Consider the following 13,764-nt stretch of genomic DNA (forward strand, 5'->3'; position numbering starts at 1 on the left):
GGGCGGCCGCCGCGGGGCGGAATCCGAGTGCTCAGCAGGCCTGCTGGGGGCCCGAGTTGAGGGTGCCGACCCGCCCGATGACCGTCTCGTCGCCGAGGCCGGCGCCCGCGCCCCGGGCGATGTAGCAGGAGTACTTGGTCCGGTTGATCACTTCGAGGTGGATGTGGGCGCCGGTGTTGCCGTTGACCTGGTAGCAGGAGGAGTAGCGGAACCTGCCGGTCTGGCCGAGCCGGGTCCAGGGGCCCACGGTGGCGCCGACCGTGATCGAGGCGGGCTTCTGGTCGACGTGCATGACGTCGGCGCGGCCCACGACCGTCCCCGTCGAGTCGTCGCGGGCCTCCAGGCCGATGCGCCAGCCGCCGTCGGCGAGATTGCCGGTGGCGCAGCCCGGGGTGACGGTCACCACCCGTACGGTCACCGGGCCGCCGGCGGAGGTCTTGCTGCCGAACGGGGACACCACCGTGGCGCCGGGGTTCTGGTAGATGTCGACCGACCAGTCGTTGAGATAGCCCCAGTTGGAGAAGACGCGGTGGTGCGAGGAGGGCGGCGTCTGGCCGAACCGGTTCCAGATCGACGCGCCCTGGATGGGTGGGTAGACGGCGATGGTGGCGGCGGCCAGCGGCCGGACCTCCTGGCCGCCGGCGGGCCGGCCCGCCTCGGTTCCCGCGTCCTTCGCCAGGGCGGCGGGGGCGGTCAGCAGGGCGGTGGTGGCGGCCATGGTGCAGGCGATGGCCCATCGCGCATGGCGGAGCATTCCCATGAGGGCTCCCGGTGGGTGGGGGGAGAGGCGGGGCGCCAGTCAACCACCGGGACGGGGGTGGCGCCAGGGTGCGTCGAGAGGGTAGCTGCGGTCAACTCGCCTTTATGCGGGACGAGTTGACCGCAGGTCGGTCGGCTGCGGTCGCGGTGGCCGTTCGTCGGTGCTCAGCACGCCCCCCGCGTGGTGCCCGGCCTCGGGCGCCACGCCTGCTGGAGGCGCCACCGGCCGCCGTGCCGCTTCACGAGGTGGGCGACGGTTCCGGCAGACGTGTGATGAGGCACGGGCCGGGAGGCTGCGTCGGCGTGAACGGCGTGAACGGCGTGAACGGCCTGGACTGTCGGAACGGTCGGAAAGGTCAGAACGAGGTCCAGGTGAAGGCGACCTGGTCGCCGTGCTCGATCTCGAACTGGCAGCCGCCCACCGGGGTGGGCGTGCCGTTCACGGAGATGTTCCAGTAGGCCGACGGGCCGCCGCTGACGCCCTTCACGGTGTCCACGGAGAAGTCGTCGAACGAGGCGTACCAGGCGCCGTCCCAGGTGAAGCCGTTGCGCTTCGCCGCGTGGTCCAGGGCGGCCGTGGGCGTGGGCACCTTCGTGGCGTGCGCGCCGCCGTTGGTGCCGTCGCACTTGTGGGTGCCGCCGGTCGCGGTGGTCACGTCGTGCCCCCAGGTGAAGATCTTCTTCTCGAACAGCAGGCCGTCCGGCCCCTGGACGGTGACGGTGACTCTCACCGGGGCGTTGGTGAACGCCTGCGCGGACGCGTGGGTGTCCGCCTGCACGGCGGGGGCGGCGGTCAGCGTGAGGCCGAGCACGGCGGTCGTGGCGGCGGCACGGCGGAGCAGTGTGGAGCGCATGGGGAATCCTCTCGACGGTGTGTCGGTGTGTCGGTGTGTCGGTGTGTCGGTGTGTCGGTGGTGCGGTGCTGCGGTGTGGTGCGCGTCCGGCGGCGGGACGCCGCCGGACGGGTTCAGCCGGCCGCGGAGTCCGGACCGGTCCCGGAGCGCGGCGCGAATCGGACCGGTGCCTGGAACCTCGCCTTGCGGGCGGCGCGGCGGAAGACGGTGAGGACGGCGGGGCCGGCCAGGGTGATGCACACGAAGTTGGTGACGGCCCGGCCGGTGTCCCAGCCCAGCGAGGTCGCCACGTCGAAGGCGAGGTAGCGCTGGAACTGCTCGGTGAACGGCAGACCGGGCAGATAGGCGATCGAGCTGTTCGGGTCGAGGGAGAACGGCCAGAAGGACAAGTTGAGCAGGAAGCCGAACAGATAGCCGGACAGCGATCCGTAGAAGGCCAGCAGCATGACCTCCCGGCGGCCGGTCGCCCGGGGCAGGTATCCGGCGAGCATGCCGACGAAGGCGCAGCCGAACATCTGGTACGGCATCCACGGGCCGACCCCGCCGGTGATCAGCGCGGAGGCGAACAGCGAGGTGCAGCCCAGGGTGAAGCCGAAGCCCGGCCCGTACACCCGGCCCGCGAGGACCAGGATGAAGAACACCGTCTCGATCCCGGCCGTGCCCGCGCCGAGCGGACGGATCGCCGCGTTGACGGCGGAGAGCACGCCGAGCATCGCGAGCGCCTTGGAGTCGATCCCGCCCTCGGCGATCTCCGAGATCACCACGCAGAGCACGATCACCAGCAGCACGCCGAAGATCAGCGGCGGGGCGTAGTGGGACCCGAACGTCCCCGGGGCGACCAGGAACGGCCAGAAGAACGCGACGACGCCGAGGAAGGCCGCCATGGCGATGACGGCCCCCGCACGGGGGCGGATGCGGATGGCCGCCGCGGGACGGTTCACGCGGGACCTCCCGCGGTCCCGGTGGGCGCCGCGCCCCCGTGCGCCTCGTCCGCGGGCCGGGCGTGTCCGGCGGGCCCCCCGGTCCCGGTCCCGGTTCCGGATTCGGCCGCGTTCCCGTTCCCGGCGTCCGCCGCGGCCGGGGCGGGGAGGACGGCGGTCAGCTGGTCGACCGTCAGGAAGGGCAGCGGGGCGAGGATCTTCGCCGTCTGCGGGGCGAAGACAGGGGAGGCGACGATGACCTCCTCCGTCGGGCCGTCCGCCACGATGTCCCCCTCCGCCATCACGACCACCCGGTCCGCCGCGCGGGCGACGAACTCCACGTCGTGCGTGGAGATCACCACCGCCCGGCCCTCCGCCGCGAGCCGGTCCACGATGCGGATCAGCTCCAACTTCGCCCGGTAGTCCAGGCCGCGCGTGGGCTCGTCCAGCAGCACCACCCGGGGTGCGGCGGCCAGTTGGATCGCCAGCACCAGGGCGAGCTTCTGGCCCTCCGAGAGGTCGCGCGGGTGGGTGGTGTCCGGGATGCCGGGCGCCAGCTGGTCCAGCAGGGACCGGGCAGTGCCGCGGGCGGGCACCTCCGACTCCGCGTCCGCCTGGTCGAGTTCCTGCTTGACGCTCTCCAGGTAGAGCAGGTCCGTCGGCGTCTGCGGCACCAGGCCGACGAGCCGCCGGGCCTCCGTCGCCGGGAGCTTGCGCGGATCGGGCCCCGCCGCCCCGTCCTCGGTCCCGACGGCCACCGAGCCGGCCTTGCGCGGCCCCGAGCCCTGGAGCGCCCACAGCAGCGAGGACTTCCCGGAGCCGTTGCGCCCCATCAGGGCGGTGACCTCCCCGCCGCGCAGCGCGATGTCGACCTCCCGTACGGCGGGGACGCCGTGGTACGCCACGGTCACCTTGCGGGCGGTGAGCAGGGTCTCCCGGTCCGGGGCGGGTGCCGGGCGGGCCGGCGGGGGCGTCACGCCCGCCAGCGCGGTGCGCAGCGGTGCGGCGGCCCGGCGGGCGTCGCGGACGGACAGGCGCAGCGGGGACCAGCCGGCGGCCCGGCCGAGTTCCACGATGGGCGGCGCGATGGACGAGGTGCGGAAGACGTCCGCGGGGCCGCCCGTCACGACGCGGCCGTCGCCCGGCAGGTGGATGACCCGGTCGGCGTACTGCACGACGCGTTCCAGGCGGTGTTCGGCGAGCAGCACCGTCACGCCGAGGTCGTGCACCAGGCGGGTGACCGCGGACAGCACCTCCTCGGCCGCCGTGGGGTCGAGGGCGGAGGTGGGCTCGTCGAGGACCAGGATCCGGGGGTGGGCGGTGAGCACGGAACCGATCGCGACGCGCTGCTGCTGTCCGCCGGACAGTTCGTACAGCGCGCGGTGGCGCAGATCGGCGAGGCCGAGCAGGTCGAGGGTCTCCTCGACCCGTTTGCGCATGGTCGCCGGCGGCACGGCCAGCTGCTCCATGGAGTAGGCGAGTTCCTCCTCGACGGTGTCGGTGACGAAGCCGTCGAGCGGGTCCTGGCCCACGACGCCCACCACGTCGGCCAGTTCACGCGGCGGGTGGTCGGCGGTGTCGCGGCCGTCCACGGTCACACGGCCGTGCAGGGTGCCGCCGGTGAAGTGGGGGACGAGCCCGTTCACCGCGCCGAGCAGGGTGGACTTGCCGACGCCGGTGTGGCCGACGACGAGGCAGAGCTCGCCCTCCTCGACGGTGAGGTCCACGTCCCGCAGCACGGGCTCGGACGCGTCCTCGTAGTGGACGGAGACCTGGTCGAAAGTGATCACGGGGTTTCGGCTTCCTGGTCGCGCCGTCCCTCGCGCGGGGCGGGAACGGGCGGGTCGGCGGGGGCGGGCCGGTTGCCGGGTACGGCCTGCCGGCCGGCGGCCGCCTGCCGGGGCGCCGCGTCCGGCCGGGGCGTCGTGTCCGGCCGGGCGGGCGCGGTCGGCGGCGGGGCCAGGAACCCGGCGGCCCCGGCGAGGAGGATGGCGGCGGCCGGGACCGGCGGGAGAGGCGGCCAGCTCAGGGGGTAGATGGACGGGTTCAACTCGGCCGCGTCGAAACCCGCGTTGGCGAACAGCAGCACCGCCGACAGCAGGCCGACCCCGGCCACCGCCCACTCCGCGCCCCGCCAGGGATCGGGCCGGTACGTCGTGCGCGTCACCCGCCGCCCGCCGAGGCGCAGCCCGGCCACGCACAGCGCCGCCCCGGCCGCCAGCGCGGGGAAGCCGAGCAGGGCCGGGGCGGTCGCGTCGAGGAGTCCGTACGCGCCGGCGCAGAGCCCGCACATGCCGAGCAGCATCAGCGCGCCGGTGGCCCGCCGGGACCGGCGGGTGGCGGTCCCGGCCCGCCCGTACCCCCGGGAGTCCATCGCCGCGGCCAGCCGCAGCGAGCGCTCCAGGGCGTCCTCCAGCACGGGGACGACGATGCCCCGCAGCGCGCGCAGGCCCTTGGTGCGCCCGGCGCGCAGGCGGCGCGCGCGGTGCACGCGCTGCACGCTCTGCACGAGCTGGGGGGCGACGCTGATGGACACGGTGACGGCGACGCCCAGCTCGTACATCGCCCCGGGCAGGACCCGCAGGGCCCGCTTGGGGTTGGCCAGGGTGTTGGCCGCCCCGATGCAGCAGAGCATGCAGGCCAGGCGCAGACCGTCGGTGGCGGCGGAGAGCAGCGCTTCCAGGGACACCGGTCCGCCGATCTGGATGCCGGCGTACCAGTCGGGGGTGGGGATGTGGGGGAGGGAGAAGAGGAAGTGGTCGTGCGGGGTGATGCCGGTGGCGAAGACGGCGCGGAAGACGACGCGGATCGCCACCACCGTGAGCGCCAGGTACAGGTAGTAGGAGAAGCCGCGCGCCCACGGCGCCTCGGTGCGTCGCATGGTGATGACGAAGCCGAGCACGGCGAGGACGAGGAAGAGCAGCAGCGGGTTGTTGGTGCGGCTGACCGCGGTGGCGAGGGCCAGCGCCCAGATCCACCAGGCGACCGGGTGCAGGGTGCGGGGCAGCCGGCGGCCCCCCGTGTCCGGCCCGCCGGGGGCGGCGGTCGGCCGTGCCGCGCCCGGCACGGCGGCGGCGGGCGCGCGGCCGGTCCGGCGGCCCGGGCGGTCACCGCTCCGGCCGCCGGACCCGGGGGCGCGGGCGCTCCTGGGACCGGATGCGGGCACCTGGCCGGTCCGTGGTGCGGAGTCGTGGCCGCTCGGGCCGCCGGACATCCGTGGTTCGGGTTCGGGCACGCGGCTACTCCGTCGGGCGGCGTCTGGCCGCGTACCAGCCCGCGCCGCCGATCATCGCCACCAGGAGCACCGTCGCGACGACGGGCAGGAAGGAGCCCGCGTCGTGCGGGGCGTCCGCTGCCGGTGCCGCGTCGACGACCTTCGGGGCGGGCGACCCACCGGCCACCGCGGAGTCCGTGGCCGTCGGCGAGGGACTCGCCGAGGGGCTCGCGGAGGCGGACGCCGAGGCGGAGGCGCTGGGCGCCGTCGCGCTCGGAGCCGGGCTCTTCGCGGCGGGCGGATCCCCAGGGGGCGGATTCTCCGGCGCGGGTCCGGTGCCGGTGCCCGGCGGGAGCGGATCGGCGGTGCGGGTGTCCGAGGCGGTGGGCTTCGGCCCCGTCGGGCGGGTGTTCTTCGCCCGCAGCTGGTCGGGGGTGACGGTGGGCCGTCCCTCCGTCCCCTCGATATTGGTGCCGCCGAAGATCCACAGGTCGACGCTGCCGGGCTTCGGCTTGTAGAGCATGGCGCCGAGCTGGCTGTACTCCCAGGTGTTCTCTCCCGGATCGGCGTGCCAGTACGACCAGTACGCGGACGCGGGCGGGGTGAGGACGCAGTCGTCCTGCCGGGATGTCGGGTACTGCCGGCCGCCCTGGTGGCCGCTGTAGCCGATCCGGCAGATGAAGGCGGGCCCGTCGTGGCCGGTGCCGGTGGTGCGCCAGCCGCCCTGGTTGAGCAGTTCGTAGCCGGTCGTGGGCGTGGTGCCGCAAGAGCGGTAGACGGGTCCGCCCCAGTGGCTGAAGTCGACGGCGAGGACGACTCCGGAGGACGTGGTGCACTGGCCGATCGGCTGCGGTGCGGCGCCGGCCGGGGACGTGGTGGCGGCGAAGGCCGCCACCGTCATCCCCAGCGCGGCCGCCGTGCGGCCCAGGGCCTTCGGCAGGTTCGGGCCGCTCACGCCGTGCCCCCCGCCTCGCGCCGGCGGCGTGCCGCGCGGGTCACGGCCCAGCCTCCGGCGACCAGGGCGGCGGCCGCCGCGGCGAGGAGGCCGGCGCCGGTGCCGGTGGAGGCGAGTCCGCCGCCCGCTCCGCCGCCGGTGCCGCCCGTGCCGCCGGTGTCCTCACCCGGGGTGACGATGACCGGCGGCGAGGGCGGGCCGGAGGGCCCCGGCGAGGCGCTGGGGACGGGCTGCGGCGTGGTCCCGTCGAGACTGCGGGCCAGGGTGCCGAACGAGATGCCGGTGGCACCCCCGACGGCCTGCGCGGAGGCGCGCACGTCGGAACCGGGCTGCCCGCCCTTCCCCACGTTGAAGCCGCCGTCGGCGTTCTGCTGGGAGGCGAGGAACGCGAGGGCGTCGGCGATGCCCTCCCCGTACCGCGGCGCGTCCAGCGACAGGCCCTGGACGGCGAGCGCCGCGGAGTTCACCGAGTTGCCCGAAGCGCCGGGGAAGCCGCCGTCCGGGAGCTGCTGTCCGGCCAGCCACACCAGCGCCTTGTCCACGGCGGCCTGCGACTCGGCGTCCGGCAGCAGGTCGAGCGCCATCGCGGCCATGGCGGTCGAGTCCACCTCGGTGCCGCTCGGCTCGCCGATCAGGCTCGGCCAGGCGCCGGAGGGTTCCTGGAGGCTCTTCAGATAGGCGACCGGCTCCTTCGCCGCCGCCGTCTCACCGGCCCTGAGCTGGGCCATGACGCCGAGGGACTGCGAGAACACGGAGGTGGCGTACCGGTAGTTGCCCTTGGCCGCGCAGGGGCGCGGGGTGGCGGACTTCTCCGGGCAGACGGTCCCGGCGAGCGCGCCGATCAGGTCCTTGCCGCCGAAGTCCCGCGGGTCCCGGCCGACGACCTCGGCGAGCAGGGCGGTCTTGCCGATGAAGCCGCCGCCCGCGTACTCGGTGCCGATCTTGGTCCAGTCGTGGATGCCGCGGCCCGTGCCGTCCTTGCCGCCCTTGTCGAGGAAGTCGACGATGTTGCGCAGGGTGGCGTTGTCGTGCCCGGTGGCGGCGAGCGCGAACGCGCCGTCGATGGTGAGGCCGTAGTCGGCGAAGCCGCTGGCGGGGGCGTTCTCGTAGTACCGGCCCCGGATCAGGTGCTCGGTGTCGGTGAGGTAGGCGGTGCCCTTCTTCAGGTCGGGCCCGGCACCGGCCGGCGGGGTGATCGGGGGTGTGGTCGGCGGGTCGGTGCGCTTGGTGGTCAGGGCGACGAGGTCGCTCTTCGCACCGGCGACGGCGACCGGCGTCGTGGCGTAGACCCTCGGGTCGCTCTCGCCCGCCTCGAAGCCGAAGCCGCCCTGCGGGAGTTGCTGCCGGGAGAGCCAGGACACGCCGGCGTCGGCGTGCCCGGCGTCGCCGAGCGCGCGCAGCGCCTGCGCCGCCCACCCCGTGGATCCGGGGGCGCCGGTCGTCATGTAGGAGGCCGAAGGCCAGGAGCCGTCCGCCAGCTGGGACTTCTTCAGGTAGGCGCGCGCCCGTCCGACGGCCTCCTCGTGGCCGCCCGCCCGCTTCAGGGCGAGCGTGATCAGCCCGGTGGAGGAGGCGTCGCTGTCGCACCACTCGCCGGCCCGGATCAGGATGCCGGTGAAGCCGCCGTCCTCGCACTGGAGGCCGGTGAGCCGGGACACCGCGTGGGCGGGAGGCGTCACCCCGCCGTTCAGCAGGGCGATGACGGCCATGGCCTGCGCGTCGGCCTGCCCGGTGGTGCGGAAGTCGCCCTTCGTCAGGCACCCTTCGACAGTCTCGCCGTCGCCGGTGTCGCGCGGGCAGACGTACGTCACCAGGTCGCCGAGCAGGTCGTGGCCGCCGAAGGCGCGCGGGTCCTTTCCGGTGGCCAGGGCGACGAGCGCCAGCCGGGCGGCGGCTCCCGCGTCGGGGATGCCGTCCTTCCCGGCCGGGTAGGCGTAGGCGTCCGTCTGCGCGGGCGTGGCGAGGAAGTCGGCCGCCTTGCGGGCCGCCGCGCTCTTGCGGTCCGCGGCGGCGAGCGCGTAGACGATCTCGGTGGTCAGCACGTGGTTCGGGGTCGTGGAACCCTCGTCGACGACCCGTTCCCCGTCGGTCAGCTGTCCGGTCAGCCAGCGGGTCGTGGCGGCCGTGTCGACCGAGCCCGGGGGCACGGTCGGCGGCCCCGTCGGATCGCTCGGGTCCGGCGACGGGCTGCCGCCGCCGGCGCGCACGTCGTCGGGCGTGAAGGCCGGCTTGCCGGTGGTGCCGCCGATGTCGGTGCCGCCGAAGACCCAGGCGTCCACGTCGCCCGGCTTCGGGGTGCGGGACATGGCGCCGAGCGGGCTGTAGGTCCAGTTCTTCTGTCCGGGCGAGGCGATCCAGTACGACCAGTACGCGGTGGCCGGCGGCGTCAGGACGCACGCCTCCTTGTCCGGAGTCGGGTACTGCGTACCGCTGTTGAACGCGCCGTTGCCGATGCGGCAGATGAACCCGTCACCGTCGTGCACGGTCCCGTGGGTGGTGAAGCCGCCCTCGTGCAGCAGCTCGTAGCCGGTCGTCGGGGTGGTGTCGCAGCCGCGCACCACACCTCCGCCGAAGGGGCCGAAGTCCACGGCGACGACGGCGCCGGTGGTGGCCGTGCACTGGTCGACGGGGTCGGCGGTCGCCGGGGAGGCGGCTGTGAGGAAGCCCACCCCCGCGCCGAGGGACAGCAGGCCGGCGGTGAGCAGCGACAGCATCCGCCGGCCCGTGCGTATGCGGCGTCTCTTCCCCTGATCGGTCCCCACCGCGGCCCCCTCGTCTCTGCCGGGCGGGGCACACGTGGCGCTGAGCCCGCCCCGTGACGACATACCGAGAGCAGGCTGGGACGACCACGCCGTAGTCCGCGACGGCGTCTGTTCGTGGTTCTCTTCCTTGCTCCAGGCATTCCGGCTCACCCGGGACGTTCCGGGTCTACGGTTGCGGGTCAGCGCCGGAATTCGACCGGCTTCCCCTGGAGCTGAGTGCGTATCAGGCGGAATGGAACACCGATCCGGGCGAACCGTCAAGACGGCTGCCGCGTCGGCGGATTCCCCGGGAGGTGTCCGGCGGCCCGTCCCCTCGCCGCACGCTGGCGGAGCCGGGGCCCCTCGGGTACCGTCCTGGACTGCCATATGGGGGAATCCGGTGCGAGGCCGGAGCTGACGCGCAGCGGTATGGGACGGCGGGGGCCGCTTCCGAGCCCGAATGCCCATCCGGCGACGCAGTACACGAAGCCGTACCCACGCGTTCCGGGCGACGGCTGCCCCGCCGCGACCGCCCGCACGCCGCACCCGGCGAGGGCCGGCACGCGCCGGGAGCAGTCGGTGTCCGCCGACTTCAGGAGCAGTCGATGCCCCTTCTCCGTCCCTCCCGCCGCCTCGCCCTCGCCGTCCCCGCGGTCCTCGGCGCGTTCGCGCTGACCGCGCTGCCCGCCTTCGCGACCTCCACTCCCGCGCAGATCGCCACGTCGAAGACGAACGGCGTCGCCTACCTCAAGACGCTCCAGGCCGCCGACGGTTCGTACGCCGGTTCCGGCCTGTCGAACGAGTGGGCGTTCAGCGCCTTCGCCGCCGCCGGGACGGCCGTCGTCGACGTCGCGCCCGGCGGCGACACGACCAAGAACGCGCGCACCGTCTACCGGAACCTGATCTCCACGGGCTCCTGGCCCTCCGCCGCGCCGGTGGTCACCGACTACGAGAGAGGCGTGCTCAACGCCTACGCGGCGGGTATCGACCCGGCCCGGGTGTCGGCCTCCCGCAACCTCGTCGCCGACGTCTACTCCTACTGGCAGACCGCGGAGGCCGGGTACTTCGGCGCCTCCGCCAACTTCAACGGCACCGTCTTCGCCGCGCTCGCTCTCGGCGGGGCGAAGACCCAGGCGGGCGGCGTCCGTGTGCCGCAGGCCCTGACGGACCGGATCGTCACCCGGCTCCGCGCGAACCAGCACGTGGACGGCGGCTGGACGTACAGCAAGGCCGAGGGCGACTCCGCGGCCCTCAACACCCCGAGCGACGTCGACATGACGGGCGCCGCGATGGCCGCGCTCTGCGTCTCGGGGGTGCCGAACACCGACCCGGACGTCGTGCAGGCGAAGAACTTCCTCAAGGGCAAGCTGGTCGCGACGACCGGCGCCTTCAACTCCCTCTACGGCGTCAACACCAGCTCCAACGGCTGGGGCGTGTCCGGCCTGAACGCCTGCGGGATCAACCCGCAGACCGGCGACTTCCTGACCGTCAACGGCAAGACGCCGATCGACTTCCTCATCGCCAACCAGTACAACCCGGCGGGCGGCTTCAAGTACAAGCCGTCCGACACCTCGCCGTCCGCCTACTCCTCGATCGACGCGCTCCGCGCGGTCGCGGGCGGCGGCTTCACCTCCGCCCCGCCCGTCCCCGTCACCCCGGGCGCCCTGCAGTGGGTCGCCCAGCCGTCCTTCACCGCCGGCACGGCCACGAAGCTCGCGCTGACCGTCGACGACGGAGCGGGCGGCCTCAAGGTCTGCTCGGTGTCCTTCACCCCCACCGGCACGACCACCACCCTCGGCGCGGTGCTCGCCGCGGCCACCACCTCCGCGACCCCGTCCGGCTGCGTCACGAGCGTGACGCCCTCCTCGGGCACGGGCACGATCACGGCGGTCAACGGCAAGGCGAACAGCGGCTCCCACACCTGGAAGGTGAGCGTGGACGGCTCGTCCTTCGCCGGGGCGCTGCGCGAGAAGGTGATCACCGTGGGCGACACCATCGCCCTGCGCTGGGGCGCCTGAGCCACGGGCGGGGGCCCTTCGCGGGCCCCCCGCCCGTCGCCCCTCTCACCTGCCGGGGCCGGCCTGCCTGCTGCGGGCGTTGGCCTCGCGGACGAGTGCGCGCAGCAGTTCGCCCTGGCCGAGCCGCCGGACGCCGGACGGGGCGGCCTCCCACTCCGCGCCCCCGCCGAGGGGCCGCAGGCGGACGCGGAGGCCGTCGGAGGACGTGACCCGGCCGGCGCGTCCACCGGCCGCGTCGAGGACGGCGTCCCCGACAGCGGGCGCCGCGTCGTCGCTCACGCTTCTGCCCCCGTTCCCCGGGCGATCACCTCGGCGAGCAGCCGGGCCACGGGCGCGGAGCACGCGCCGAGGTGCACGAGCGCATAGCGGGGGTCGTCCGCGCGGTCGTCGGCCCAGGGGGTGCGGACGTCCATCGCAGGCAGTTGCACACCGGCCCGCGTGAGCGCTGCGGCGAGCGCGTCCCGGGCCTCGTGCGCCTCCCGGAGCTTGGCCGCGGGGGAAGGGGAGGGGGAGGGCGGAGGGGCTGCGAAGGGCATGGGCGTCGTCCTCGTGGGGGTTGCGGGCGCGGACCTGCGGGCCGCGTGACCCGCGCCGCGCCGTGCGAACTGCGCCGTGCGGCGCCTGTGTTCAGGAGGATGACCCCGGTCGGGCGCGGGCAGGCCGTGGACCGGACGGTGGCTCCTCGTGCCGCGTCGTCGTTCCACACCTTCCACAGCGGCCCCCGGGCCGGTCCGCCACGGTGGACTACGCTGCGTGTCGGACACGTCACACTCCACCGTCCCGGAGGAATCGGTATGCCGCAGCGACGCGTCGTCACCGGCCGGAGCCAGGAGCCCCGGCAGCGCTTCGCCGAGGAGCTGCGGACGCTGCGCACGGGCAGCGGGACCAGCCTGCGGGCGCTGGGCGAACGCCTGGGCTGGGACTGGTCGTTGTTCGGCAAGATGGAGAAGGGCGAGACGCTCGGCAGTCCGGAGGTCGTCCAGGCTCTGGACACCCACTACGGCACACCGGGGTTGCTGCTGGCGCTGTGGGAGCTGGCGGCGGGGGACAAGTCGCAGTTCAAGGAGCGGTACCGCCGGTACATGGCGCTGGAGGCGCAGGCGGTGAGCCTGTGGCACTTCGCGGTCGGCGTGCCGCCAGGGTTGTTGCAGACTCCCGGGTATGCCCGGGAGGTTCTGGCAGCGGGGCGGCTGGTGGGCGGGGAACTGGAACAGCAGGTCACAGCCCGGCTGACGCGCAGGGATGTGCTGGAGGGCGAAGGGGCACCGCACTTCCGGACGATCCTGTCCGAGACCGTGCTGCGGACCCCTCTCGACGATATGGACGCGTGGCAAGAGCAGTTGAGACACCTGCTGGTGATGTCGGAGCGCCGCATGGTCGCGATTCAGGTCCTGCCGCACCGAGCCGGCCCGCACAGCCTGTCGCACACCGATGTGATGTTCCTGCGGCTACCGGGGGGCCGTGCAGTGGCCTACGTGGAGAGCGCGAGCCGGGGCGAACTCATCGAGGAAGCCGAACAGGTGGAACGACTCCAGCAAATGTACGATGCGGTGCGCGACGTGGCCTTGGCTCCCGCCGAGTCGCGGAGGTACATCCAGCAGGTGTTGGAGGAAGCCCTGTGCGATCGATCGACCTGAGCGCCGCGACGTGGCGCACGAGCAGCTACAGCAACTCCGACGGCGGTCAGTGCGTCGAGGTCAGCGACGACTTCCCCGGCTTTGTCCCGGTGCGTGACAGCAAGGCGTCGCATGGCCCGGTGCTTGTGTTTCCGGCGGTGGGGTGGGTGCGTTTCGTCTGCGCGGTGCGGGTGGGGCGGTTGGGTGTCTGACGGGTGGCGGGTCCGGTGCGGAGGAGGGGACGCCGTGCGATCGGTCGACCTGAGCGCCGCGACGTGGCGCAAGAGCAGTCGTAGCAACCAGGACGGTGGGGCGTGCGTCGAGGTCAGCGACGACTTCCCCGGCTTTGTCCCGGTGCGTGACAGCAAGGCGTCGCATGGCCCGGTGCTTGTGTTTCCGGCGGTGGGGTGGGTGCGTTTCGTCTGCGCGGTGCGGGTGGGGCGGTTGGGTGTCTGACGGGTCGCGGGTCCGGTGCGGAGGAGGGGACGCCGTGCGATCGGTCGACCTGAGCGCCGCGACCTGGCGCAAGAGCAGCTGCAGCAACTCCGATGGCGGCGAGTCGGTCGAGTTCGACGACGGCGCCGTCACCGCACGGTGACCACCGCGGGTCCGGCCGCCCGATGAGGCGGCCGGACGTTCGCGTCCCCGGACGCGGCCGGACCGTCGCCCCCGCAACGACCGTGTCCG

The 13,764-nt window shown here is 74.1% G+C and carries 14 protein-coding genes and 1 riboswitch; of the genes, 5 read left to right on the forward strand and 9 right to left on the reverse strand.

Annotated features, from left to right (window positions below):
* Positions 1–31: 31 nt before the first annotated feature.
* From IAG43_RS24495 to IAG43_RS24525, 7 genes are all read right to left on the reverse strand, one after another.
* Positions 32–760, reverse strand: a complete 729-nt coding sequence (locus IAG43_RS24495) for a hypothetical protein (RefSeq protein WP_187742847.1) — start codon at positions 758–760, stop codon at positions 32–34.
* Between the two features lie 355 nt (positions 761–1,115).
* Positions 1,116–1,613 carry a DUF4430 domain-containing protein gene (locus tag IAG43_RS24500; protein WP_187742848.1) on the reverse strand — a complete coding sequence of 166 codons (498 nt, stop codon included), beginning with the start codon at positions 1,611–1,613 and terminating at the stop codon, positions 1,116–1,118.
* A 113-nt stretch (positions 1,614–1,726) separates the two neighbouring features.
* Entirely contained in the window at positions 1,727–2,497 is a 771-nt protein-coding gene (locus tag IAG43_RS24505; RefSeq protein WP_425508655.1) for an ECF transporter S component, read from the reverse strand.
* A 53-nt stretch (positions 2,498–2,550) separates the two neighbouring features.
* Positions 2,551–4,323, reverse strand: coding sequence for an ABC transporter ATP-binding protein (locus IAG43_RS24510; RefSeq protein WP_187742850.1), 1,773 nt, complete (start codon positions 4,321–4,323; stop codon positions 2,551–2,553).
* Complete coding sequence (locus IAG43_RS24515; protein WP_246574530.1) at positions 4,320–5,768, reverse strand: energy-coupling factor transporter transmembrane component T; 1,449 nt, start codon at positions 5,766–5,768, stop codon at positions 4,320–4,322. Before IAG43_RS24515 ends, IAG43_RS24510 begins: the two co-directional genes overlap by 4 nt.
* Before the next feature lie 4 nt (positions 5,769–5,772).
* The gene (locus IAG43_RS24520) at positions 5,773–6,648 is read right to left on the reverse strand and encodes a hypothetical protein (protein WP_187744617.1); all 876 of its coding nucleotides are present in this window, start codon (positions 6,646–6,648) and stop codon (positions 5,773–5,775) included.
* A gap of 50 nt (positions 6,649–6,698) precedes the next feature.
* Positions 6,699–9,464 (reverse strand): prenyltransferase/squalene oxidase repeat-containing protein, encoded by a 2,766-nt coding sequence (locus IAG43_RS24525; RefSeq protein ID WP_187742851.1) that lies wholly within the window; start codon positions 9,462–9,464, stop codon positions 6,699–6,701.
* Positions 9,465–9,791: 327 nt separating this feature from the next.
* Positions 9,792–9,929: riboswitch (cobalamin riboswitch) on the forward strand.
* Positions 9,930–10,048: 119 nt separating this feature from the next.
* Between IAG43_RS24525 and IAG43_RS24530 the strand changes: the two genes are divergently transcribed.
* The gene (locus IAG43_RS24530) at positions 10,049–11,461 is read left to right on the forward strand and encodes a prenyltransferase/squalene oxidase repeat-containing protein (protein WP_187742852.1); all 1,413 of its coding nucleotides are present in this window, start codon (positions 10,049–10,051) and stop codon (positions 11,459–11,461) included.
* A 45-nt stretch (positions 11,462–11,506) separates the two neighbouring features.
* Here the strand turns inward: IAG43_RS24530 and IAG43_RS24535 are convergent, their stop codons facing one another.
* Together IAG43_RS24535 and IAG43_RS24540 are read right to left on the reverse strand one after the other, a co-directional pair.
* Complete coding sequence (locus tag IAG43_RS24535) at positions 11,507–11,740, reverse strand: hypothetical protein (protein WP_187742853.1); 234 nt, start codon at positions 11,738–11,740, stop codon at positions 11,507–11,509.
* Positions 11,737–11,997, reverse strand: a complete 261-nt coding sequence (locus tag IAG43_RS24540) for a hypothetical protein (RefSeq protein WP_187742854.1) — start codon at positions 11,995–11,997, stop codon at positions 11,737–11,739. Before IAG43_RS24540 ends, IAG43_RS24535 begins: the two co-directional genes overlap by 4 nt.
* A 258-nt stretch (positions 11,998–12,255) precedes the next feature.
* On the opposite strand from IAG43_RS24540, the gene IAG43_RS24545 reads away from it, so the two are divergent.
* From IAG43_RS24545 to IAG43_RS24560, 4 genes are read left to right on the forward strand one after another with little or no spacing between them, the layout of a single operon-like run.
* Positions 12,256–13,098, forward strand: coding sequence for a helix-turn-helix domain-containing protein (locus IAG43_RS24545; protein WP_187742855.1), 843 nt, complete (start codon positions 12,256–12,258; stop codon positions 13,096–13,098).
* Positions 13,080–13,289 (forward strand): DUF397 domain-containing protein, encoded by a 210-nt coding sequence (locus IAG43_RS24550; RefSeq protein ID WP_187742856.1) that lies wholly within the window; start codon positions 13,080–13,082, stop codon positions 13,287–13,289. The genes IAG43_RS24545 and IAG43_RS24550 overlap by 19 nt, the downstream gene beginning before the upstream one ends.
* Before the next feature lie 34 nt (positions 13,290–13,323).
* Complete coding sequence (locus IAG43_RS24555) at positions 13,324–13,533, forward strand: DUF397 domain-containing protein (RefSeq protein ID WP_187742857.1); 210 nt, start codon at positions 13,324–13,326, stop codon at positions 13,531–13,533.
* Between the two features lie 34 nt (positions 13,534–13,567).
* On the forward strand, positions 13,568–13,675 hold the full coding sequence (locus IAG43_RS24560; RefSeq protein ID WP_246574532.1) for a DUF397 domain-containing protein: 108 nt from the start codon (positions 13,568–13,570) through the stop codon (positions 13,673–13,675).
* The last annotated feature ends 89 nt before the right edge of the window (positions 13,676–13,764 follow it).

This window comes from Streptomyces genisteinicus (genome assembly GCF_014489615.1).
Lineage (GTDB): Bacteria > Actinomycetota > Actinomycetes > Streptomycetales > Streptomycetaceae > Streptomyces > Streptomyces genisteinicus.